We start from the raw sequence: 22,287 nt of genomic DNA on the forward strand, positions 1-22,287 counted from the left end.
CCAACCATCTACGGTACCGGCTGAATGGCGTACCCCTGACGGGCGGCACCCGGCGGACTCCCGCTACGGCCGCAGCGACCACCCCCGCTCCGTCAGCGTGCGCGTCAGCCCCTCCACCGCCGACGGCTGCACCGTGAGCTGCACGCGGCCGGCCTGCTGTCCGGTCGCGTGCTCGATCCGTACGTCCTCGATGTTGACCCCGGCCGCTCCCGCGTCGGCGAAGATCCGGGCGAGCTGCCCGGGCTGGTCGCTGATGAGCACGGTGACCGTCTCGTACGCCGTGGGGGCCGAGCCGTGCTTGCCGGGCACCCGTACGCGGCCGGCGTTGCCCCGGCGCAGGACGTCCTCGACACCCTCGGCGCCGCCCTGCCGCTTGTCCTGGTCGGCGGACTGCAGGGCCCGCAGCGACCGCACGGTCTCGTCCAGGTCGGCGGCGACGGAGCTGAGCACGTCGGCGACCGGCCCCGGGTTCGCGGAGAGGATCTCCACCCACATCCGGGGTTCGGAGGCGGCGATGCGGGTGACGTCCCTGATGCCCTGTCCGCACAGCCGTACCGCCGTCTCGTCGGCCTCCTCCAGCCGGGCGGCGACCAGCGAGGAGACCAGTTGCGGGGTGTGCGAGACGAGGGCGACGGCGCGGTCGTGGGCGTCGGCGTCCATGACGACGGGCACGGCCCGGCACAGGGCGATCAGCTCCAGCGCCAGGTTGAAGACCTCGGTGTCGCTGTCGCGGGTGGGGGTGAGCACCCAGGGACGGCCCTCGAAGAGGTCGGCGGTGCCGGCCAGCGGACCGGACTTCTCCTTGCCCGCCATGGGATGCGTACCGATGTACGTGCTCAGGTCGCAGCCCTGTGCCTCCAGGTCGCGGCGCGGGCCCTGCTTGACGCTGGCAACGTCGATGTACCCGCGGGCGGCGCCGCGCCGCATGGCGTCGGCCAGGGTCGCGGCGACGTGCGCGGGCGGCACGGCGACGATCGCCAGGTCGACCGGCCCGGCGGGGGGCTCGTCGGTCCCGGCGCCGAGGGCCGCGGCGGTGCGGGCCCGGTCGGGGTCGTGGTCGCTGAGGTGGACGGTGACGCCCCGGGCGGCGAGCGCGAGGGCGGCCGAGGTGCCGATCAGGCCGGTGCCGATGACGAGTGCGGTCCTCATTGGGCGATGTCCTTGCGCAGGGCGGCGGTGGCGCCGAGGTAGACGTGCTGGATGTCCGGCTTGGCGAGGCCGGTCTCGACGTGCGCCAGCAGCCGTACGACACGGGGCATGGCCCCGGTGACGTCGAGCTCCTGCGCGCAGATCAGCGGGACGTCGAGGACGGCGTCGATGCCGAGGTGGCGGGCGGCGGCGGCCGGGAAGTCGCTGTGCAGGTCGGGGGTGGCCGTGAACCAGATGCTGATGAGGTCATCGCCGCTCAGCCCGTTGCGCTCCAGGACGGCGGTCAGCAACGCGCCGACCCGCTCGCCCATGTGCGCGGCGTCGTCCGTCTCCAGTTGGACGGCTCCGCGGACCGCTCGTACCGCCACGACGTACTCCTCGGTGCGACTGCTCCCAATGATCCGTTCAGCGTAGTCGGCCGCACCGACAACGGCTCCGGCCGCCCACGCCGACGCGATCGCTCCCCCGCCGCCGGCCGCGCACGCCCGGGGCCCGCCCGCCGGCCCGAGCGGCTGCCGGGGGCTGCCGGGGTGACTGCCGCCGGTCGTCGGCGGTCTGGGCTGCACCGTACTCACTGTGCTCCGGACATACCGCGCTCCGGACTTACTGTGCTCCGGACTTACTGTGCTTCGGCCGGCCTCGGCACTCTGGCTTCTTCCGCACGTTCGGCGTCACCCACCTGAGGCAGCGTCCCCCGCACCCGCACCCCCGCACCCCAAGGGAGTCCCCCCATGCACGCACCCACGACCCGCCGGACGGTCCTGGCGGCGGCCGCCACGACCGCGGCCGTGCTGGCGGCCGCCGGTTGCTCCACGCACGGCGGCGACGGCGACACCGACCCGCCGCCCGCGAAGGACCCCGCCGACCAGCCCGCCCCGAGCGACCCGTCGGCCCCGCAACCGGCCCCGCTGGCGGCGACCTCCGACATCCCGGTGGGCGGCGGCAAGGTCTTCAAGGACGAGAAGATCGTGGTCACCCAGCCCGAGGCGGGCAGCTTCAAGGCCTTCTCCGCCACCTGCACGCACGCGGGCTGCTCGGTCGCCGACGTGACCGGCGGCACCATCAACTGCCCCTGCCACGGCAGCAAGTACCGTGTCGCGGACGCCTCCGTGGCGGGCGGCCCGGCGCCCAGCCCGCTCCCGCCGCGCGCCATCACCGTGGAAAACGGCTCGATCCGCCTCTCCTGACCCTCCACAATTCCCGCATGACCACGTCCCCTCCCGCACCGCACGTCCTCGTCCGCGACCACACCCTCTACTCCTGCGTCATGGGCTCGCGTGCGTTCGGCCTGGCGACGGAGGACAGCGACACGGACGTGCGGGGCGTCTACCTCGCCCCCACCCCGCTCTTCTGGCGCTTCACCAAACCCCCCGCCCACGTCGAGGGCCCCGCCCCGGAACAGTTCTCCTGGGAACTGGAACGCTTCTGCGACCTCGCCCTGCGCGCCAACCCCAACATCCTCGAATGCCTGCACTCCCCCCTCCCCCTCCACACGGACCCGCGCGGCGAGGAGCTCCTCACCCTCCGCACGGCCTTCCTCTCCCGCCGGGTCCACGCCACGTTCGTCGGGTACGCGGCGAGCCAGCGCCGCAAGATCGACGCGGACGTACGCCGGTACGGCGCCCCGCGCTGGAAGCACGCCATGCACCTCCTGCGTCTCCTCTCCAGTTGCCTGGACCTTCTCCGTACGGGTGAACTCACGGTCGACGTGGGCGACGCCCGCGAGCCGCTGCTCGCGGTGAAACGCGGCGAAGTCCCCTGGCCAGCCGTCGAGAAGCGGCTCGCCGCCCTGGTCGAGGACGCGGCGGCGGCGCTCTCCACGAGCCCGCTTCCGGAGATCCCCGACCACGCCCGGGTGGAAGACTTCTTGATCCGTACGCGCCGCGGGTCGGCCCTGGCGTACGAGGAGTCGAGCTGACGCACACCTGGGGAGGAACCGGCCGGTGGCCTGGAACGAGTGGAACGAACTGAAGTCCGCCCCGGCCCCCCGGGCCGACCTGATCGCCCACCAGGACGACTTGGGCGCGGTGGGGCACGAGGCGTACGTCCTGCACGGAGCCCTCCTGCGACACGCGGACGTGGCCGCCCGGGACCACTCCGCCCGGACCGCCGCGGCCCTCAGGCGCCACCACTTCGCGATGGGCGCCGCCCTGGAGACGACCGCCGACGTCTGGACCTCCCAACTGCGCTCCCTGCTCCAGGCCTGCGCGCACATCTCCAACCACCTGGACCACACGAAGGCGGCGCACGCCCGGGACGACGCGAAGATCCGCACCGCCATCCGGGGAGTCGCCGCCCCCGAAGTCCCCGTCTCACGCCTCTCCGCCTACTTCAAGTAGGGGCGACGGCGGATGAGCACCCTCACGTACACGGACGTGGCCGAGGTCGACCTGACTCTGCTGGGACGCACGGCCGCCGACTGGAAGCAGACCGCGGCCCACCTCAGACGGCTCTCCGCCCAGGCCCGCTCGGGGCTCCTCCCCGCCTCCGAACGCGCCCGCTGGGACGGCGTCAACGCGACCGTCACCCGTGACTTCATCCGTAGGACGACGAAGGAATTCGCCGACGCGTGCACGGAGGCGACAAGCATCGCCCACGTCCTGGAAGACGCCCACCAGGAACTCACCAAGCTCCAGAAGGCAGTACGCCACATCCGCGACGTGGAGGGCCCGAAGCTGGGCATGAACCTCGCCGGCCTGCCGGGGATGGCCGCGCCCTCCCTCCACCCGACCAAGCCCGCCGAGATCGAGCTGAGCCGGCGGCTGAAGGTGCTGGCCGCCCACGCCGCGGAGATCGACGCCTCGGTGGCCCGCGCCCTGCGGAAGTCCCACGGCACCGATCCCGGCAACTTCGGCCACCGGTCGTACGGCTCACTGGACGCGGCACAGTCCGAACGGGCGCTGGAGTTGGCCGGGGTGGGGCCGATGCTGTCCGACGCCCAGTTCACGGAGCTGAACAGCATCCTCGCGTTCAACGCCAAGGACTCCGACTTCTCCACGGCCTTCTACCAGGGCCTGGGCAGTCCGAAGCAGGCCCTGGAGTTCTACGCCCGGATGTCCTTGGACTGCACGGTCGGCGACCAGCCCGAACGCCTGGCCCTGGCCAAGGACCTCCAGCGCGCCATGGGCACGGCCCTCGCCTCCGCCACCGACCCCGACAACCGCACGCATCTCCCCGCCTCCTGGGCCGAGGAATTCCGCGCCCTGGGCACGCAGCCCGTCCCCACCCCCGCGCTCGGCATCGACCGCCCGTACGGCTACCAGATCCTGGGCGGGCTGCTGCGCTACGGCGACTACGACCCGCGCTTCATCAACCCCATCGCGGAGGACATCCTCCGCATCCACAAAGAAGACCCCGACTTCTTCATGGAGACCAAACCCCGCCGCTCGGACGACCCCGACTTCGGCTTCAACCCCTCCGGCCTCACCGGCGCGGGCTACGACCCGCTGACCAGCGTGCTGGAGGGCCTGGGCCACAGCCCCGAGGCCGCCAAGGAGTTCTTCAGGGCCGGCCGCCACCTGGACGACCTGACAAGCGCCGGCTTCACCTGGGCCCCCGACACCCTGGACCGCTCCTCCGAGGACTCCCACGAGGGCGGCCCGGACGCACTGGGCCACGCCCTGGAGGCGGCGACGACGGGGCATCCGTGGGACGACACGAGGCCGGGGCTTCATCGGGACAAGGACACGGCGGCCATCATGCGGAAGGTCATCGAGTTGTACAGCCCAACGACCGAGGTGAAGCCGCAAGGGGCATTGATGGACAGCTTGGGGCGGATGGGGGCGGCGTACATTGATGACCTGAATTACTCCACCATGGACTTCGGTGGCTCGGGAGACGACCTCGGTCGGGACGAGATTTTTGCCCGTAGCAGCGACGGCTCCACGAGGACGGCTTTCGGTGAGACCAACTCCCGGAATTTCATGACCTTGGTGGCTGGCGATGAAGAGGGTTACAAGAGCCTTTCCAGTGCTCAGCAGGTGTACGCGGCCAGCGGCCTAGCAGCACAGGAGGGCGACCGCGACACCGGTGTGAGCTTCGCCCACAACGCAACAAAGGTACACGGAATCCTTGATGCGGCACGCTCGCATCAGATTGCAGAGGACTTCAAGGACGACGAGGACCAGTGGAATCTCGAGAAGGAAAAGGCAGGGGAGTGGCGTAAGTCTGCGGTGAGTGGCACTGCCGCGGCCATCGCTGGTGTGGGAAGCGGACTGCTTCTCGGTCCACCCGCAGGCGTCGCCGTCGCTACCGCCGTCCCGGTGGTCCTAGAAGCGGGAGCCGGGGTGGTGAGCACCGCATACGGAACCCACACGCTCCAGTACCTGAAGGACACCGAGTTCAAGAACGACCCGGAAGCCATCAAGAAAATCCAAGCTCAACAGCATCTCGGAGAAAGAGAGGCCTGGATCCCTGTTTCTCACTACGCCGATTCCGTCGGCATGACCAGAGCGGAGAAACGTGCCCTGAACGTGGACATTGAAGGCTCCTACATGATCGGCAAGCAAAAGCTCGATCCGGTTCGACAGGTCAGCTGACATGAAACAAACACAGCGCCGCACCCCTCGCTGGATTGCAGCCTTTCTAGTGCTGTTCACAACAAGTTGCACGACGGATAAGCAGCCACCCACTCAATCGGGTTCACCTCTTGGATGGCAAACCTGCAGAGCCATTCTGGGCGAGACGAACACAGAAGCACTGAGCGAAATGATGGGAACAGGGGGGGCGGAGTACACAGATACAGGCGTCGCACTCCAAGACGTCACAAAACGATTGATCGCCATGGGCCGTACCTGGCAGCCGGGTGATGATTACTACAGCACCGACTCTGTCCCGTGTTCCCTAGGCGCCGTCAGCGGCACCCGCCAATTCACCGTACGGGTTGGCTGGTACGGAGCCCCCCTACCCCTCATCAGAACGGCTCCGTGGCACCAGTCTGGTGGTGATGTCACGGTTTACTGGGAAGACGTCTCCGATGTCAGATACGCCTTCCCCTGCAAGGTGCGCGGTTCCCATCCACGCCAACAAGCGGAAGTCCCCTTCTCGGTCCGCTTCGTTGAGCGCGGTCTCGACAACCTCGACGAATCTTTCCGAGGGATGCTCGCGGCCACTCTGGCTCGCACCATGAGCACACAGCTCAGCTGCACCAACGGACCGACCATCCCTAAGCATCTGCGGCTTACTCACGCCGCCCCATCCCACCCCACCCCCACCCCCACCAACTCCCCCCGATACTCCACCCTCTCCACCCAATCCCCCGGCCACGCCCCCGCCCCCAGGTGAGCTCCCGCGAAAGCTCCCGTCAGGCAGGCGATGGAGTCCGAGTCGCCCCTTGTGCACGCCGCGCGGCGGAGGGCCAGGAGCGGGGTCTCCGGGAACAGCAGGAAGCACAGCAGCGCCGTCGCCAGTGCCTCCTCCGCCACCCACCCGTCCCCCGTGACCAGACACGGGTCCGTCTCCGCCAGCGACGCCCGCGCCGACCGGTCGCGCAGGGCCGCCTCCAGCCCCTCCAGCACGCCCAGGCACTCGTCCCAGCCCCGCGCGATGAACCGTTCCGGCGTCGGGTCCTGCGCGTAGGACCACAGGTCGCCCAGCCACAGCGCGTCGTACCGCTCCCGCCTCTCCAGCGCGTACGACCGCAACTGGCCGACCAGGCCCGCCGGTTCCACCCCCCGGGCCAGCAGGTACACCGCCCGTGCCGTGAGGTCGCTCGCCGCCAGTGCCGTCGGATGTCCGTGCGTCAGCGCCGCCTGCAACTGTGCCACCCCCGACCGCTCCCGCTCCCCCAGCCCCGGCGCCAACCCCACCGGTGCCACCCGCATGTTCGCCCCGCACCCCTTGGAGTCGATCTGCGAGGCCCTCTGCCAGAGCAAGTCACTGTCCAGCAGGCGGCACGCGACCATGCAGGTGCGCCCGGGGGCCCGGTTGTTCTCCGGGGAGTGGTACCAGTCCACGAACTCCTCCCGCACCGGCCGCTCCATCCGCCGCGGCCCCAGCGGCCCCCGCGACAGCGCCACCCGCAGCCCCCGCGCCAGTGCCAGCGTCATCTGGGTATCGTCGGAGACGAGCGCCTCCTTCGGCAGCTCCATCTCCCGCCACGGCCCGCACTTCGCCAGGATCGACGGTACGTCGTCGAACTCGGTCGGGAACCCCAGCGCGTCCCCGAGCGCGAGCCCCACCATGGCCCCGGTGGCGGCCTTCTTCACGTGCGCGGCAGTCATCGTCAACACCCTCCCTCAGAAGAATCGGCAGCGGGTCGCAGCAACGGCGGGTGCAGCACCGCGGCCCTCCCCGCCCGGTACAGCGCCGCCGGCTTGCCCCGTCCCCCGGTCCGCCTCGGCGCAGCGCCGCCCACCGGTTCCACGAACCCCGGCGTCGCCAGCACCTTGCGCCGGAAGTTGGGCCGGTCCAACGGGACCCCCCACACCGTCTCGTACACCTGCTGAAGCTCGCCGAGCGTGAATTCCGGCGGGCAGAAGCCCGTCGCGAGCGAGGTGTACTCCAGCTTGTCGCCGATCCTGCGCCGCGCGTCGGCGAGGATCCGCCCGTGGTCGAAGGCCAGGGACACGGCCGACGCGACCGGCACCCACTGGGCCTCCGCCGCGTCCCCGCCCCCGCGCGGCTCCGGCAGGTCCGGTACGAGCGCGGCGAAGGCCACCGACACCACCCGCATCCGCGGGTCCCGCTCCGGATCGCTGTAGGTGCGCAACTGCTCCAGGTGCAGCCCCGCGGCCCGCTCCCGCGACAGGCCCGTCTCCTCGGCCAGCTCCCGCAGCGCCGCCCGCTCCGCCGACTCGTCCGGCAGCACGAAGCCCCCCGGCAGCGCCCACGCCCCCGCGAACGGCGCCTGCCCCCGCCGGACCAGCAGCACGTGCAGGGCCGCCTGACGCACGGTGAAGACCGCGAGATCGACCGTGACCGCGAAGGGCGCGAACGCTTTCGGGTCGTATCCCTCCGGGATGTCGATTCCTGTCACCATTTCGCCCCTGCCTCCGTCTCCGTCTCCGTACGGAACATCCGCTCCCGTCCCCGCAGATCCCGGCACCACTCCCGCAGCCCGGCCACGCACAGGCCGGCCAGCACCCCGTACAGCAGCGCGGTCAGCCACAGTCCCTTGGACGCGTACACCGGCACGTGCACCACGTCCGCCGCCAGCCACAGCCACCAGGACTCGACGAGCTTGCGGCACTGGCCGTACGTCGCCAGCAGGGACAGCACGGCCGTCGACGCGTCCCAGAACGGCACCGTCGAGTCGGTCGCCCGGTGCAGCAGCACGGTGACGGCGGCCGTCCCCACCGCCCCCGCCCCGCACAGCAGCAGCCACTCGGACCGGCGCGTGCGCCGGACCGGCAGCCGCGGGCCCGGTCCACCCCCGTGGGTCCAGGTCCACCAGCCGTACCCGGCGAGGGCGGTGAAGACGAGCTGGAGTCCCGCGTCGGCGTACAGCCCGGCACGGGAGAAGAGCACGGCGAACAGGCAGTTGGCGGACATGCCCAGCGGCCAGTTGGCGGTGTGCTGACGGCCGATCAGCCACACGCACAGCGCGCCCGCGACGAACCCGGCGGCCTCCGTCCAGTTCATCGCCGCACCCCCTCACCGTAAATAGTCAGATTGACTATAAAGGCCGGGCCGCGTCCCGGCAAGGGCAGTGAAAAAGCCCGGGGCCGGAACCCGCGTGAGCGGATCCCGGCCCCGGGCGCACCCCCGAGGGGGTCCGGCGGTCCTTAGAGACCGACTTCCTTCATCAGCATGCCGACCTCGGTGTTGGTCAGGCGGCGCAGCCAGCCCGACTTCTGGTCGCCCAGCGCGATCGGGCCGAAGGACGTGCGCACCAGGCGCTCGACCGGGAAGCCCGCCTCCGCCAGCATGCGGCGGACGATGTGCTTGCGGCCCTCGTGGAGGGTCACCTCGACCAGGTAGTTCTTGCCGGTGTTCTCGACCACGCGGAAGTGGTCGGCGCGGGCGTACCCGTCCTCCAGGGCGATGCCGTCCTTGAGGCGCTTGCCCAGCTCGCGCGGGAGCGGGCCCTGGATGGCGGCCAGGTAGGTCTTCTTGACGCCGTACTTGGGGTGGGTCAGCCGGTGCGCCAGCTCGCCGTGGTTGGTGAGCAGGATGATGCCCTCGGTCTCGGTGTCGAGACGGCCCACGTGGAACAGCCGCGTCTCGCGGTTGTTCACGTAGTCGTTGAGGTTCTGCCGGCCGTCCGGGTCGCCCATCGTCGCGACGACGCCCGCGGGCTTGTTCAGCGCGAAGAACAGGTGCGACTGGGCGGCCACGGTCAGGCCGTCGACCTTGATCTCGTCCTTGTGCGGGTCGACCCGCATGCCCTGCTCGACGACGATCTCGCCGTTGACCTCGACGCGGGCCTGCTCGATGAGCTCCTCGCACGCGCGCCGCGAGCCCATGCCGGCCCGGGCGAGGATCTTCTGCAGCCGCTCGCCCTCCTGCTCGGCGCCCGGGAAGGTCTTCTCGATCTTGATGTCGGGCTTGCCCGCGTAGCGGTCCCGGTTGCGCTGCTCGATCTTGGCGTCGAGCTCGCGGGGACGCGAGGCGCCGGCGTTGTAGTTGCCGCGGCGGCCCGGCTTCTGCGGGGTCTTGGGGGCCTTGGGGCCGCCCTTGGCGCCGCCGCGCGCGGAGTCGCCGCGGCCGCTGCGCGGCCCCTGGTGGGTCGCGGAGGGGCCCACGTCGTAGCGCCGCTCCTCGGGACGCGGACGACGCTCCCGCTGCTCGCGCTCGCCGTCACGGAAATCGCGGGAGTCACGCGCGTCACGCCCATCGCGGGGGGCGCGGGAGTCACGTGCGTCGCGGGAATCACGCGAGTCGCGGAAGTCCCGGGAGTCACGGCCGCCGCCGGACGTCCCGCGCCCGCCGCCGAAGCCCTGCCCGGCGCCCGAGCCGCCGCGCCCGCCGCCGAAGCCCTGGCCGCCGCCCGAGCGGCCGCCGCCGGAGCCGCCACGGCCGCCGGCGCCGCCGCGGGAGCCGCCCGCCGAGCCCGCACCGGAGCCCGCGCCTCGTCCGCCGCCCGCGCCGCCGCGCCCGCCACCAGCGGGGCCGCGTCCGTTACCCGCACCCCGCTGGTTCCGGTCGTTGCCGCCGCTGCTGTTCCTGTCGTTGCTTCGCATCAAAAATCCGTCTTGTCGTCGTCTGCGTCAGTCTCCGGGGCGTCCGGATCGAACGACGGCACACCCTCTAGCGTCTCAGCCTCGATCGCGTCTGCCTCGGGGAGGAAGGGCGCGAGCTCCGGGAGCTCGTCCAGGCCTCGCAGGCCCATCCGCTCCAGAAAGTAGTTCGTCGTCCTGTACAGGATCGCACCTGTTTCGGGTTCCGTGCCCGCCTCCCCGACCAGACCCCGCTGGAGGAGGGTGCGCATGACCCCGTCGCAGTTGACTCCCCGTACGGCCGAAACCCGCGAGCGGGACACCGGCTGCCGGTACGCGACGACCGCCAGGGTCTCCAGGGCCGCCTGGGTGAGCCGGGCCTGCTGTCCGTCCAGTACGAACGCCTCCACGGCCCGCGCGTACCGGGCCCGCGAGTAGAAGCGCCAGCCGCCCGCCACCAGCCGCAGCTCGAAGCCGCGCTGCTGCCCGGTGTACTCGTCGGCCAGCTCCCGCAGCGCGTCGCTCACCTCGCGCTCCCCGACCTCCAGGACCTTCGCCAGGTGCTCTGCGGTCGCGGGCTCGTCGACGACCATCAGCACGGCCTCCAGCGCCCCGCGCAGCTCCCGCTCGCTCACTTCTCCTCCTCCACCACGAGATCGAACTCCCCGGTCACCGCCAGGTCGCCGGACGCACTGCCCACCCAGGTCGCCGTCAGCTCCCCCAGCGCCTGCTCCTGGTCCAGCTCGACGGCCTTCTCCCGGTACAGCTCCAGCAGGGCCAGGAAGCGGGCGACCACGGTGAGGGTGTCCGGGGCGTCCGCGACCAGTTCCCGGAAGCTCGCCGCGCCCCGCGCCCGCAGCAGCCCGGCCAGCACTCCCGCCTGCTCCTGCACGGACACCAGGGGGGCGTGGACGTGGTCGACGTACACCTCGGGCCTCGGCTTCGGCTGCATCGCCCTGGCCGCCAGCCCGGCGAAACCCTCCGCGCCGATGCCGATGACCACCTCCGGCAGCAGCCGCGCGAGCTGTTCCTCCAGGCCCACGGTGCGCGGAAACCGGCGCCCCTCGGCCTCCCAGCGCTCCGCGAAGATCCCGGCGATCTCCTTGTACGCCCGGTACTGGAGCAGCCGCGCGAACAGCAGGTCGCGCGCCTCCAGGAGCGCCAGGTCCGCCTCGTCCTCCACCTCGGCGACGGGCAGCAGCCGGGCCGTCTTCAGGTCGAGCAGGGTGGCGGCCACCACCAGGAACTCCGTCGTCTGGTCCAGGTCCCCGTCGGGCCCCATGGCACGCATGTGCGCCATGAACTCGTCCGTCACCCGGGACAGGGCGACCTCGGTCACGTCCAGCTTGTGCTTGGAGATGAGCTGGAGCAGCAGGTCGAACGGCCCCTCGAAGTTCGCCAGCCGCACGGTGAACCTCCCGTCGCCGGCCCCGGGCGCCGCCCCGGGAGCGGCTTCCGGCTCCGCGAACGCAGCCGCCCCCGCACCGCGCCCCGGGGGGCGGCGGCGCGAGGGGCGGCCGGTGGTGTCGTCGGGCGGGGCGGGCGGCAGCAAAGGGGCGGGCGGCATCAAGGAGGTCCTGAGGTGCGGGCGAAGCGGTGTGGGGGCAGCCGCGAGGCTACCGCCGCCCCGCTCAGCGCCCGCGCAGGCGCCGCACGAGAATGCTCGCGTCGCCCCGGGACTCCAGGTCGGCGAGGACGACGGCGACCGCCTCGCGGACGATCCGTCCCCGGTCGACGGCGAGCCCGTGCTCGCCGCGGAGCACCAGCCGGGCGTGCTCCAGGTCCATCAGCTCCTCGGCGGAGACGTAGACCGTGATCTTCTCGTCGTGCCGCTCGCGGCCGCTGGGACGCCGGTTGGCGCCCCTTCCGCCGCGTCGGCGGGGCTGGGCTCCCGCAGGGGTCCCCGCGGCCCCACGAGGCGCGCCAGGGGCTTCCTGGGAGCGGCCGGCGGCCGGGCCGGGGGCCGGGGGTGCGGCCTCGCCGCTCCGGGTCCGCTGCTGCTCCGCGGTGTCGGCGGCGATCCCGTGCTCGGGGCCCTCGGCGGGCTCCACGGGCGCGGGCCCGCTCTCGCCGGCGGGCGCCGGGATGCGGGGCTCGCCGTTCGCGCCGGACCTGCGGCCCGCCGACTGCAGGCCCATTCCCCCGGTCGTACGGAACAGCTCGTCGGCCCCCGGCAGACTCACTCGGCGTGACACCGGGCGAGCACCTCCCTGGCGAGCTGGCGGTAGGCGGCGGCGCCCACGGAGTTCGAGGCGTACGTGGTGATGGGCTCACCGGCGACCGTGGTCTCCGGGAAGCGCACCGTACGGCCGATCACCGTGTGGTAGACGTGGTCGTCGAACGCCTCCACCACGCGCGCGAGCACCTCACGGCTGTGCACCGTGCGGGAGTCGTACATCGTGGCGAGGATGCCGTCGAGCTCCAGGTCCGGGTTGAGCCGCTCCTGGACCTTCTCGATGGTCTCCGTCAGCAGGGCCACCCCGCGCAGCGCGAAGAACTCGCACTCCAGCGGCACGATCACCTTGTGCGCGGCCGTGAGGGCGTTCACGGTGAGCAGGCCGAGCGAGGGCTGGCAGTCGATCACGATGTAGTCGTAGTCGTTCATCAGCGGCTTGAGCGCCCGCTGGAGCGTCGACTCGCGGGCCACCTCGCTGACGAGCTGCACCTCGGCGGCGGAGAGGTCGATGTTGCTGGGCAGCAGGTCCATGTTGGGAACGGCCGTCTTCAGCAGCACCTCGTCGGCCGACATGCCCCGCTCCATGAGCAGGTTGTAGACCGTGAGGTCGAGCTCCATCGGGTTCACCCCGAGACCGACCGACAGGGCTCCCTGCGGGTCGAAGTCGACGAGCAGGACGCGGCGTCCGTACTCGGCGAGGGCCGCACCCAGGTTGATGGTCGAGGTCGTCTTGCCGACCCCGCCCTTCTGGTTGCACATCGCGATGATCTTGGCCGGGCCGTGCTCGGTCAGCGGTCCGGGGATCGGGAAGTACGGCAGCGGCCGTCCGGTCGGGCCGATCCGCTCGCGGCGCTGGCGGGCAGCGTCGGGGGCGAGGGTGGCCGCGTACTCGGGGTCGGGCTCGTACTCGGCGTCGGGATCGTAGAAGTGCCCCTGGGGGACCTCGTCGAAGTCGGCGAAGCCGGTGGTGGACTTATCGCCACTCTGGTCGCCGGCCATGGCGTTCACGTGTAGGCCGTCCATGCTCTGGTGGGATGTCGTCATGTGCTGATGGGTGGCGAAGGTGCGGACCGCGACCGAGCCGACAGCTTCGAGCCCCGTAGGGCTCTGGCCCTGCGCAGGCGTTCCCGGTTGACCACCTCCGGGAGTAAATGTCGACTCATTCACAAGTCGTCTTACCTCCTTGGGACGTGACCAGGAAACTTATCGATAGGTCAGCGTGGCACCATGCCGACGGTGGCCGACTCTATGGCGTGTCACCGGTCCGCAGCAACACAATCCACCGGACCCGGGTCGATGTGTCGGCAATGGAACACCCCTCTGTCAAGGGTGCGCGCGCACGCGGACGGGGTGCGACCGGCTCGTTTCGCCGGGGTGCGAAACGGGGAAAAGGTGGCTTTCGTAACGAGTTGAGCGAGTGCCGCAAAGCGGCCGGACACGCGTCCGGCCGGACCTCGCGTGGGCAAGGTCCGGCCGGGCGCGCGATGTTGACGACGCCTGTTGACGGGTCAGCCGAGCAGGGTGTTCAGCTCCACGTGCGGCAGCTCGTGCGCCTCGGCCACCTCGCGGTAAACGACCTGGCCGTCATGGGTGTTGAGGCCCTTGGCGAGCGCCGGGTCGCGGCGCAGCGCCTCGACCCAGCCGCGGTTCGCGAGCTCCACGATGTAGGGCAGCGTGGCGTTGGTGAGCGCGTAGGTCGAGGTGTTCGGGACGGCGCCCGGCATGTTGGCCACGCAGTAGAAGACCGAGTTGTGGACGTTGAACGTCGGCTCGGCGTGCGTGGTCGGGTGCGAGTCCTCGAAGCAGCCGCCCTGGTCGATTGCAATGTCGACAAGTACACTTCCGGGCTTCATCTTGGCGACGAGCTCGTTGGTGACCAGCTTCGGGGCCTTGGCGCCCGGGATGAGGACGGCGCCGATGACGAGGTCGGCCTCGACGACGGCCTTCTCCAGCTCGAAGGCGTTGGAGACGATCGTCTGCACCTTGGTGCCGAAGATCTTGTCGGCCTCGCGCAGCTTGTTGATGTCACGGTCGAGCAGGGTCACGTGGAAGCCCATGCCGACGGCGATCTGGGTGGCGTTCCAGCCGGAGACGCCGCCGCCGATGACGACGGCCCGGCCGGCCGCCGTGCCCGGGACGCCGCCCGGGAGCACGCCGCGGCCGCCGACCTGGCGCATCAGGTGGTACGCGCCGACCTGCGGGGCGATGCGGCCCGCGACCTCGGACATCGGGGCGAGCAGCGGCAGCGCGCGGTTGGCGGTCTCGACCGTCTCGTACGCGATGGCGGTCGTGCCGGACTCGAGGAGCGCGTCCGTGCACTCGCGGGAGGCCGCGAGGTGCAGGTAGGTGAAGAGCGTCTGGTCCTTGCGGAGGCGGTGGTACTCCTCGGCGATCGGCTCCTTGACCTTCAGCAGTAGGTCGGCCGAGGCCCAGACCTCGTCGGCGGTGTCCAGGATGCGGGCGCCGGCCGAGACGTACTCGCCGTCCGTGATCGAGGAGCCGAGACCGGCGTCCTTCTCGATGACGACCTCGTGGCCGTGGCGCACGAGCTCGTGCACGCCGGCCGGGGTGATGGCCACCCGGAACTCGTTGTTCTTGACCTCGCGGGGGATGCCGACCTTCACGTCGATCACGGTCCTTGACTCTGGGGTACGAAACGGAGTGTGCAACAAGTACCCGCAAAACGGGCACTCACCGCACACGGCCAGGCACAGAGGGCAGGCCTGGGGAACGCCGCGGACGGTTGCAGCAAACTCAGTCTAATGAAGGATTTCCCGCTGTCTAGCCTTACAAAGCATCAACCTCGCGCGGATGCGCTACGGATTTCGTAGGCTGGAACCTCATCTTCCATTAGTCTCTCCGCCGCTCCCCGGTACAGCCGGGCGGACGCCGGGTCGCCGAGCCGGTCCAGGGTGTCGGCCAGCCGCAGCTGGAGCGCCGCCTGCAGGCGCACGTCGTCGGCCCGGCGCGCCCACTCCACCGCCTCCTGGCAGGTGCGCAGGCACTCCTCGGGGCGTCCGGCGTACTCCTGGACCCGGGCCATCTCGCTCAACGCCCGTGCGTGGCCCGGGAGATCGCCGAGCCTGCGCAGCGCGGCGGCGGCCGCCCGCCACTCCCGCAGCGCCTCCCCGTAGCGGCCCGCGTAGGTGTGGACCGCGCCGAGCCGCCCGTAGAGCCGGGCCCCGTCCTCGTGCTCGCCGCGCGCCAGGCGCTGGGCGAGCGCCCGGCCGTACCAGTCGGCGGCCCGGGGGAAGTCCCCCATCTCCTGGTACGTCCCGCCTACGGATTCCATCGCGCGGGCGGTGGCGTAGGGGTCCTGGGCGGTCCGGGCGGCGTCCAGGGCGGCCCGGTAGCGGGCCAGCGCCTCGGTGGTGCGGCCGGTGCCCGCGTCGAGATCGGCCAGGTTGAGCAGGGCGGCGGCCTTCTCGCGGTGCAGGTCGCGGCGCTCGGCCACGTCCAGGACCAGCCGGTGCAGCCCGTACAGCTCGGGGGCGGCGTCCTCGGTGCCCCGGTGCGCCACCAGTGCCCGTACGAGTGCGGCGACGAGCCTGCGGGCGAGGGTGTCGAGTCCGCCGTCCTCGACGGCCGCGCGGGCCGCGGCGAGCAGCGCGGGCTGCCGGGCGCGCAGCCACTCGGCGGCCTCCCGCCGGCCGGAGAAACGCAGCGAACGCGGCAGTCCGGCGAGCTTCTTGCGGGCCGGCGAGCCCTCGGGCTCGGTGACCGCCCGGCACGAGTGGAGCTGCCGAACGGTCCGCTCCAGCATCCGGGCCCGCGCCAACTGCCGCTCCGACTCGCGGTCCTGAGCCTTTGTCAACGCCAGCAGCAGCGGCGCCAGGCACCCCGGCACCAGGTACTGCGGCACCGGACCGTGCACCGGGTGCAGCAGCCCCTGCACCGCGAAGTCGTCCAGTGTGGTCTGCGCGGCCGACACCGAGCACCCGGCGAGCGCGGACGCGGTGTGCGCGTCCGCGAGGCCCGCGGGGGCGAGCGCGAGCAGACGCAGTATCCGCGCGGCCGGCTGCGGCAGCGACCCGTAGACCAGGCGCAGCGCCCGGACCAACGGGCCCTCGCCCTGCGGCTGTCCGGGGTCGGCGGGGAGTTCGTTCAGGTGCAGGACGGCGTCGGCCACCGACAGCTTGGGCCGGGCCGCGAGCCATCCGGCGACCAGCACCAGCGCCGCGGGCTGCCCCCCGCACTCCTCGGCGAGCGCGTCGGCGGCGGTCGGGTCGACGGTGATGCGGACCCTGCCGGTGTAGTGCGCGAGGAGGGCGACGGCGGAGGCGGTGTCGAGGCCGCCGAGCGTGCAGGGCCGTACGTCCACGATGCCGGTGAGCGGTCCCTGCGAGGTCGCGACGACCAGGCAGGCGGGGTTGTCGGGGAGCAGGGGGTCGACCTGTTCCGCGTCCACCGCGTCGTCCAGGACCAGCAGCGCCCTGCGTACGGCGAGGGCCTCGCGCACCATCGCGGCGAGGGTGTCCGCGTCGGCTCCCGCGGGGGCGGCGACGCCCAGGTCGTCCAGGAGGCCCCGGGCGGTCTCCTCGGTGGGGACGCGCTGCCCGCCCGAGGCGGTGAGGCGGGCCCGGTAGGCCCCTTCGGGGTAGTCGCCGGAGAGCTCGCGGGCGAGTTCCTCGGCGAGGGCGGTCCGTCCGGAACCGGGCCTTCCGGCGATCAGCAGCACGCGGGCCCTGGGCGCCTTGCGGCCGGTGAGGGTGTCGAGGCCGGTGCGCTGGATGTCGGCGCGCAGGCCCTTCAACTCCCGTTTCCGGCCGAAGAATTGACCGGCGGCCCAATCATGGGCCGAGGCCGTCGCGGGAGCGGTCGCCGTGACCGCCGCCGCGCTGCCGATGTCCACCGCCTGGTCCGTCACGGGCCACGCTCCCGTCCGCCTGCGCTCCAGTCCCCGGCGGCGACTGCGGCCGGGGATCCGAGCGTAGTTCACGCTCTGCTACCGATCCGGAGGAGCAGGGCGGGCAGGTCCCCCGATCGGATCAGCAGTTTTTACGATGAACGGTCTCGAAGTCGCTCAGAACGGCCGGGCGGGCCAGGGGTCCTCCGCCGGCCGCAGCGCGTCCAGCCCGTCCCCCGCCAGCGCGGCGGTCGCCGCGAGCGCCGCGACGACCAGGCAGTTGTTGTGCAGCTCACCGCTGAGGGCGCCCCGCACCAGTTCCGCGAGGGGCACCCGGGCGTGCTCCATGTCGGCCTCCTCCTCGGAGACCTCGAACCGGTCGCCCTCCGCCTCCGAGAGGTCCCGGGCGAGGAAGATCCGTACCGCTTCGTCGGAACCGCCCGGCGAGGTGTAGACGTCGGTCAGCACCCGCCAGTCCCCCGCCTTGATGTGCGCCTCCTCGTACAGTTCGCGCTGGGCGGCGTGCAGCGGGTTCTCGCCGGGCACGTCGAGGAGTCCGGCGGGGATCTCCCACAGCTTGTGGCGCACCGGGTGGCGGTACTGGGAGAGGACGGCGACGCTTCCCTCGTCGTCGAGCGCCAGGACGGCGACCGAGCCCGGGTGCACCTGGTAGTCGCGGCCGGCCACCGAGCCGTCCGGCATGACCACGCTGTCGGTGCGGACACTGGTCTTGGCCCCCTCGAACGGGATCACCGTCCCGGTGATCCGCCACTCCTGGGGGGTGTCCTTGATCGCCACGTACGCCTCCATGAAACGAGAGAACCGGGGTGCGGGCCTGGAAGCGGCCCCCACCCCGGTCCACCGTAACGCCTGGGACCTACTTGCCCTGCTGGCGCGCTTCCTGCTGCCGTTCGACGGCCGCCTTCACCAGGCCGGCGAAGAGCGGGTGCGGGCGGGTCGGGCGCGAGCGCAGCTCCGGGTGCGCCTGGGTGGCGACCAGGTAGGGGTGCACCTCGCGCGGGTACTCGACGTACTCGACGAGCTTGTTGTCCGGGGAGGTGCCGGAGAAGACGATGCCCGCCTTCTTCTCCAGCTCGGCGCGGTAGGCGTTGTTGACCTCGTAGCGGTGGCGGTGGCGCTCGTCGACGTACTGCTCGTCGCCGTAGACCTCGCGCACGATGGAGCCCTCGGCGAGCTTCGCCGGGTAGAGGCCGAGGCGCATGGTGCCGCCCAGGTCGCCCGCGCCCTCGACGTAGGCGAGCTGCTCCTCCATGGTGGAGATCACCGGGTGGCCGGTGGCGGCGTCGAACTCGGTGGAGTTGGCGTCCTCGATGCCGGCCAGGTTGCGGGCCGCCTCGATCACGATGCACTGCAGGCCCAGGCACAGGCCCAGCAGCGGGACCTTGTTCTCCCGGGCGTACTGGATGGCGCCGACCTTGCCGGTGACGCCGCGCTCGCCGAAGCCGCCGGGGATGCAGACCGCGTCCACGTCGCCGAGCTGCTTGCGGGCGCCCTCCGGCGTCTTGCAGTCGTCGGAGGTCACCCACTTGACCTTCACCCGGGCCTTGTTGGCGAAGCCGCCGGCGCGGATGGCCTCGGTCACCGAGAGGTAGGCGTCGGGCAGGTCGATGTACTTGCCGACCAGCGCGACGGTGACCTCGTGGTCCGGGTTGTGGACGCGGTCCAGCAGGTCCTCCCAGACGGTCCAGTCCACGTCGCGGAAGGGCAGGTCCAGCTTGCGGACGACATAGGCGTCCAGGCCCTCGGTGTGCAGCACCTTGGGGATGTCGTAGATCGACTTGGCGTCGATGGCGGCGACCACCGCGTCCTCGTCGACGTCGCACATCAGCGAGATCTTGCGCTTGATGGCGGTGGGGACCTCGCGGTCGGCGCGCAGCACGATCGCGTCGGGCTGGATGCCGATGTTGCGCAGGGCGGCGACCGAGTGCTGGGTCGGCTTGGTCTTCAGCTCGCCCGAGGGACCGATGTACGGGAGCAGCGAGATGTGCACGACGAAGACGTTGTCGCGGCCGACCTCGTGGCGGACCTGGCGGACGGTCTCCAGGAACGGCAGCGACTCGATGTCGCCGACGGTGCCGCCGACCTCGGTGATGACGACGTCCACGTCGTCGGTGGCCATGCGCCGGATGCGGTGCTTGATCTCGTTGGTGATGTGCGGGATGACCTGCACGGTGTCGCCGAGGTACTCGCCGCGGCGCTCCTTGGCGATGACGGTGTTGTAGACCTGGCCGGTGGTGACGTTGGCCGAGCCGTCGAGGTCGACGTCGAGGAAGCGCTCGTAGTGGCCGATGTCCAGGTCGGTCTCGGCGCCGTCGTTGGTGACGAACACCTCACCGTGCTGGAAGGGGTTCATCGTGCCGGGGTCGACGTTGAGGTACGGGTCGAGTTTCTGCATGGTGACCCGAAGACCGCGGGCCTTCAGGAGCGCACCGAGGCTGGAGGCAGTCAGACCCTTGCCGAGGGAAGAGGCGACACCCCCGGTGACGAAGATGTGCTTGGTCGTCGTGACTGCTTTGTTCTTAAAAGCAGAGGTCTGCATGGCCAAGACGGGGCTCCCGTGGTCGCGAGGTGAGGGTGCGTTTCCGGCCGCCCAAGGAGGGATCGCCGGTTTCTCCACCGGTGATGTCTGGGGGCGTCGTCGCTGCGGTTCGGGGGGTTTTGCTCCCACCGCCCACGGGCTACCAGGGTATCAGCGACTCCGGGAGGCTGCTTCCGGCGTCCGCCGCGGGCCCGCCCCGGCGGGAGGTTTCCGGGGAGCGGGGGCGATCCGTCTCCGGGCGGCCGCGGGGAGGTCGCGGAGGGCGGACGCGCCTGGCTTCCGGGTGCCCGCGGGGGCCTTCCCGGGGGCGGCTGGACCTGTTTCCGGGCGCCCCCGGGCCCCCACCTGTGAAGGCGGTCAGGGGCGGGCGGGTCCCCCGGGGCCAGTGTTCCGGCCGCCCGTTCGAGCCGTCTTCACCATAACGACACACCGGCATCACGTGTGCCTCACCCGTTCGGGCCCCCCACCTTGTGACGACCTCCCGCAGATGGGCTTCCTGCGTCGTATCCTTCACTGAACATCGCTGCGAGCCGGCCGGCGAAGGCACACATCGCGCCCGCTCCCGGCCCCTGAAGCTCGTCGTCGAAGATCCCCTGACCGCAGACCGCCTCCTTCCCCGGGGGCGACTGTGGCCGTTCGACTGGAGATTGCACGTGGCCGGGCTCATCGAGGACTACGCACTCATCGGAGACATGCAGACAGCGGCGCTGGTCTGCCGGGACGGCTCAGTCGACTGGCTGTGCCTTCCACGCTTCGATTCCCATGCCGTCTTCGCCGGACTTCTCGGCACCGAGGAGCACGGCTTCTGGCGGATCGGCCCCTCGTACGCGGAAGGCGCCGAGGCCCCCGTGGCCTCCCGCCGCCGCTACCGGGGGGACACCCTCGTCCTGGAACAGGAGTGGGACACCCCGCGGGGCACGGTCCGGGTGACCGATTTCATGCCGCCGCGCGACGGCGCTCCCCAGCTCACCAGAATCGTGGAGGGCGTCAGCGGCCGGGTGCCGATGCACTCGGCGCTGCGCATGCGCTTCAGCTACGGGCGCATCACCCCCTGGGTGCACCGGATGGACGGCCGCACGGTGGCGGTGGCGGGGCCCGACTCGGTGTGGCTGGACACGGACGTCGAGACGCACGGCCAGGACCTGACCACGCACTCCGACTTCACGGTGGCGCCCGGTGAGCGGCTCGCGTTCACCATCCAGTGGCAGCCCTCGCACAAGGAGGCCCCGCCGCTGCCCGACCCCGAGGGCGCGCTGGAGCTCACCCTCGACTTCTGGCGCGAATGGGTCGAGCACTGCACGTACCACGGGCCCTACCGCGAGGCCGTGGTCCGCTCGCTGATCACGCTGAAGGCCCTGACGTACGCCCCGACCGGCGGCATCGTCGCCGCGCCCACGACCTCCCTGCCGGAGGACATCGGCGGCTCCCGGAACTGGGACTACCGCTACACCTGGCTGCGGGACGCCGCGATCACCCTGTCCTCGCTGCTGCGCACCGGCTACCGCGAGGAGGCCCGCGCCTGGCGCGAGTGGCTGCTGCGCGCGGTGGCGGGGGACCCGGAGAACCTCCAGATCATGTACGGCATCGCGGGCGAGCGGGAGCTCGGCGAGGCGGAGCTGGACTGGCTGCCCGGCTACGAGGGCTCCGGCCCGGTCCGGGTCGGCAACGGCGCCGCCCACCAGCTCCAGCTCGACGTGTACGGCGAGGTCACCGAGGCCCTGCACCTCGCGCACATGACGGGTCTGGCCCGCAACGACTACGCCTCCCTCCTCCAGCTCAAGCTGATCCGCTACCTGGAGGACCACTGGAACCAGCCGGACGAGGGCATCTGGGAGGTGCGCGGCCCGCGCCGCCACTTCGTGCACTCCAAGGTGATGGCCTGGGTGGCCGTCGACCGCACGATCAAGCTGATCGAGGGCGGCGACGCGGACGGCCCGCTGGAGCGCTGGCGCGAGCTGCGCGAGACGATCCACCGCGACGTGTGCGAGAAGGGCTACGACCCCGAGCGCAACACCTTCACCCAGTCCTACGGCTCCAAGGAGCTGGACGCCTCCCTGCTCCTCATCCCGCAGATGGGCTTCCTGCCGCCCGACGACAAGCGCGTCATCGGGACCATCGAGGCCATCCAGCGCGAGCTGTCCACGCCGGACGGCTTCGTGCTTCGCTACCCCACCGAGGGGGACAGCGCGGGTGTGGACGGCCTGGAGGGTGACGAGGGTGCGTTCCTGGCGTGTTCGTTCTGGCTGGCGGACGACCTGGCGATGATCGGCCGGGTGGACGAGGCGCGGAAGCTCTTCGAGAAGCTGCTGTCGCTGCGCAACGACCTGGGGCTGCTGGCCGAGGAGTGGGACTCCCGTCTCCAGCGCCAGGTGGGCAACTTCCCGCAGGCCTTCAGCCACGTGCCGCTGATCGACACGGCACTGCGGCTGACGGCGAGCGGGGCGTACGGGGGCTGAGG

General features: G+C 71.5%; 19 protein-coding genes. 5 read left to right on the plus strand and 14 right to left on the minus strand.

What is annotated here, in order from left to right:
* Window positions 1–63 precede the first annotated feature (63 nt).
* Complete coding sequence (locus ACIP93_RS21370) at window positions 64–1,149, minus strand: prephenate dehydrogenase (RefSeq protein ID WP_345224428.1); 1,086 nt, start codon at window positions 1,147–1,149, stop codon at window positions 64–66.
* Window positions 1,146–1,517 (minus strand): chorismate mutase, encoded by a 372-nt coding sequence (gene aroH, locus ACIP93_RS21375; RefSeq protein ID WP_401761038.1) that lies wholly within the window; start codon window positions 1,515–1,517, stop codon window positions 1,146–1,148. The genes ACIP93_RS21370 and aroH overlap by 4 nt, the downstream gene beginning before the upstream one ends.
* A 363-nt stretch (window positions 1,518–1,880) precedes the next feature.
* Here aroH and ACIP93_RS21380 point away from each other — a divergent pair, with 363 nt between their 5' ends.
* The 4 genes from ACIP93_RS21380 to ACIP93_RS21395 are packed head-to-tail and all read left to right on the plus strand — an operon-like array spanning window position 1,881 to window position 5,687.
* A complete protein-coding gene (locus ACIP93_RS21380; RefSeq protein WP_401760976.1) occupies window positions 1,881–2,336 on the plus strand; it encodes a Rieske (2Fe-2S) protein in 456 nt (151 codons plus the stop codon).
* 17 nt (window positions 2,337–2,353) lie between these two features.
* Complete coding sequence (locus ACIP93_RS21385; protein ID WP_401760978.1) at window positions 2,354–3,067, plus strand: DNA polymerase beta superfamily protein; 714 nt, start codon at window positions 2,354–2,356, stop codon at window positions 3,065–3,067.
* Window positions 3,068–3,092: 25 nt separating this feature from the next.
* Window positions 3,093–3,488 carry a hypothetical protein gene (locus tag ACIP93_RS21390; RefSeq protein ID WP_401760979.1) on the plus strand — a complete coding sequence of 132 codons (396 nt, stop codon included), beginning with the start codon at window positions 3,093–3,095 and terminating at the stop codon, window positions 3,486–3,488.
* A 36-nt stretch (window positions 3,489–3,524) separates the two neighbouring features.
* Window positions 3,525–5,687, plus strand: coding sequence for a hypothetical protein (locus tag ACIP93_RS21395; RefSeq protein ID WP_401760981.1), 2,163 nt, complete (start codon window positions 3,525–3,527; stop codon window positions 5,685–5,687).
* Between the two features lie 645 nt (window positions 5,688–6,332).
* Here the strand turns inward: ACIP93_RS21395 and ACIP93_RS21400 are convergent.
* The 12 genes from ACIP93_RS21400 to ACIP93_RS21455 form a co-directional block, all read right to left on the minus strand.
* Window positions 6,333–7,370: an ADP-ribosylglycohydrolase family protein gene (locus ACIP93_RS21400; RefSeq protein WP_401760983.1), complete on the minus strand. Its 1,038-nt coding sequence runs from the start codon at window positions 7,368–7,370 to the stop codon at window positions 6,333–6,335.
* A gap of 2 nt (window positions 7,371–7,372) precedes the next feature.
* Window positions 7,373–8,128: an NUDIX hydrolase gene (locus tag ACIP93_RS21405; protein WP_401760984.1), complete on the minus strand. Its 756-nt coding sequence runs from the start codon at window positions 8,126–8,128 to the stop codon at window positions 7,373–7,375.
* Window positions 8,122–8,730, minus strand: a complete 609-nt coding sequence (gene pnuC, locus ACIP93_RS21410; RefSeq protein WP_401760986.1) for a nicotinamide riboside transporter PnuC — start codon at window positions 8,728–8,730, stop codon at window positions 8,122–8,124. Before pnuC ends, ACIP93_RS21405 begins: the two co-directional genes overlap by 7 nt.
* Before the next feature lie 143 nt (window positions 8,731–8,873).
* Window positions 8,874–10,271 (minus strand): pseudouridine synthase, encoded by a 1,398-nt coding sequence (locus tag ACIP93_RS21415; protein ID WP_345224406.1) that lies wholly within the window; start codon window positions 10,269–10,271, stop codon window positions 8,874–8,876.
* Window positions 10,271–10,882 carry an SMC-Scp complex subunit ScpB gene (gene scpB, locus ACIP93_RS21420; protein ID WP_401760988.1) on the minus strand — a complete coding sequence of 204 codons (612 nt, stop codon included), beginning with the start codon at window positions 10,880–10,882 and terminating at the stop codon, window positions 10,271–10,273. The genes ACIP93_RS21415 and scpB overlap by 1 nt, the downstream gene beginning before the upstream one ends.
* Window positions 10,879–11,814, minus strand: coding sequence for a segregation and condensation protein A (locus tag ACIP93_RS21425; protein WP_401760990.1), 936 nt, complete (start codon window positions 11,812–11,814; stop codon window positions 10,879–10,881). Before ACIP93_RS21425 ends, scpB begins: the two co-directional genes overlap by 4 nt.
* A gap of 64 nt (window positions 11,815–11,878) precedes the next feature.
* The gene (locus ACIP93_RS21430) at window positions 11,879–12,430 is read right to left on the minus strand and encodes a hypothetical protein (RefSeq protein WP_401761040.1); all 552 of its coding nucleotides are present in this window, start codon (window positions 12,428–12,430) and stop codon (window positions 11,879–11,881) included.
* The gene (locus tag ACIP93_RS21435) at window positions 12,427–13,590 is read right to left on the minus strand and encodes a ParA family protein (RefSeq protein WP_345224399.1); all 1,164 of its coding nucleotides are present in this window, start codon (window positions 13,588–13,590) and stop codon (window positions 12,427–12,429) included. The genes ACIP93_RS21430 and ACIP93_RS21435 overlap by 4 nt, the downstream gene beginning before the upstream one ends.
* A 341-nt stretch (window positions 13,591–13,931) precedes the next feature.
* On the minus strand, window positions 13,932–15,047 hold the full coding sequence (ald, locus tag ACIP93_RS21440; RefSeq protein ID WP_345226620.1) for an alanine dehydrogenase: 1,116 nt from the start codon (window positions 15,045–15,047) through the stop codon (window positions 13,932–13,934).
* Window positions 15,048–15,220: 173 nt separating this feature from the next.
* Window positions 15,221–17,290 carry a tetratricopeptide repeat protein gene (locus ACIP93_RS21445; RefSeq protein WP_380837825.1) on the minus strand — a complete coding sequence of 690 codons (2,070 nt, stop codon included), beginning with the start codon at window positions 17,288–17,290 and terminating at the stop codon, window positions 15,221–15,223.
* 156 nt (window positions 17,291–17,446) lie between these two features.
* Window positions 17,447–18,067, minus strand: coding sequence for an NUDIX hydrolase (locus tag ACIP93_RS21450; RefSeq protein WP_345226615.1), 621 nt, complete (start codon window positions 18,065–18,067; stop codon window positions 17,447–17,449).
* A 79-nt stretch (window positions 18,068–18,146) separates the two neighbouring features.
* Window positions 18,147–19,829, minus strand: a complete 1,683-nt coding sequence (locus tag ACIP93_RS21455; protein ID WP_401761042.1) for a CTP synthase — start codon at window positions 19,827–19,829, stop codon at window positions 18,147–18,149.
* 653 nt (window positions 19,830–20,482) lie between these two features.
* On the opposite strand from ACIP93_RS21455, the gene ACIP93_RS21460 reads away from it, so the two are divergent.
* Window positions 20,483–22,285, plus strand: a complete 1,803-nt coding sequence (locus tag ACIP93_RS21460; RefSeq protein WP_345224395.1) for a glycoside hydrolase family 15 protein — start codon at window positions 20,483–20,485, stop codon at window positions 22,283–22,285.
* Window positions 22,286–22,287 lie beyond the last annotated feature (2 nt).

This window comes from Streptomyces sp. NPDC088745 (assembly GCF_044751045.1).
Classification (GTDB): Bacteria; Actinomycetota; Actinomycetes; order Streptomycetales; family Streptomycetaceae; genus Streptomyces; species Streptomyces cremeus.

Coding starts and splice junctions, on each gene's coding strand:
- ACIP93_RS21370 (WP_345224428.1), bottom strand. CDS start 1,149: ATGAGGACCGCACTCGTCATCGGCACCGGCCTGATCGGCACCTCGGCC.
- ACIP93_RS21380 (WP_401760976.1), top strand. CDS start 1,881: ATGCACGCACCCACGACCCGCCGGACGGTCCTGGCGGCGGCCGCCACG.
- ACIP93_RS21385 (WP_401760978.1), top strand. CDS start 2,354: ATGACCACGTCCCCTCCCGCACCGCACGTCCTCGTCCGCGACCACACC.
- ACIP93_RS21400 (WP_401760983.1), bottom strand. CDS start 7,370: ATGACTGCCGCGCACGTGAAGAAGGCCGCCACCGGGGCCATGGTGGGG.
- ACIP93_RS21405 (WP_401760984.1), bottom strand. CDS start 8,128: ATGGTGACAGGAATCGACATCCCGGAGGGATACGACCCGAAAGCGTTC.
- pnuC (WP_401760986.1), bottom strand. CDS start 8,730: ATGAACTGGACGGAGGCCGCCGGGTTCGTCGCGGGCGCGCTGTGCGTG.
- ACIP93_RS21415 (WP_345224406.1), bottom strand. CDS start 10,271: ATGCGAAGCAACGACAGGAACAGCAGCGGCGGCAACGACCGGAACCAG.
- ACIP93_RS21425 (WP_401760990.1), bottom strand. CDS start 11,814: ATGCCGCCCGCCCCTTTGCTGCCGCCCGCCCCGCCCGACGACACCACC.
- ACIP93_RS21455 (WP_401761042.1), bottom strand. CDS start 19,829: ATGCAGACCTCTGCTTTTAAGAACAAAGCAGTCACGACGACCAAGCAC.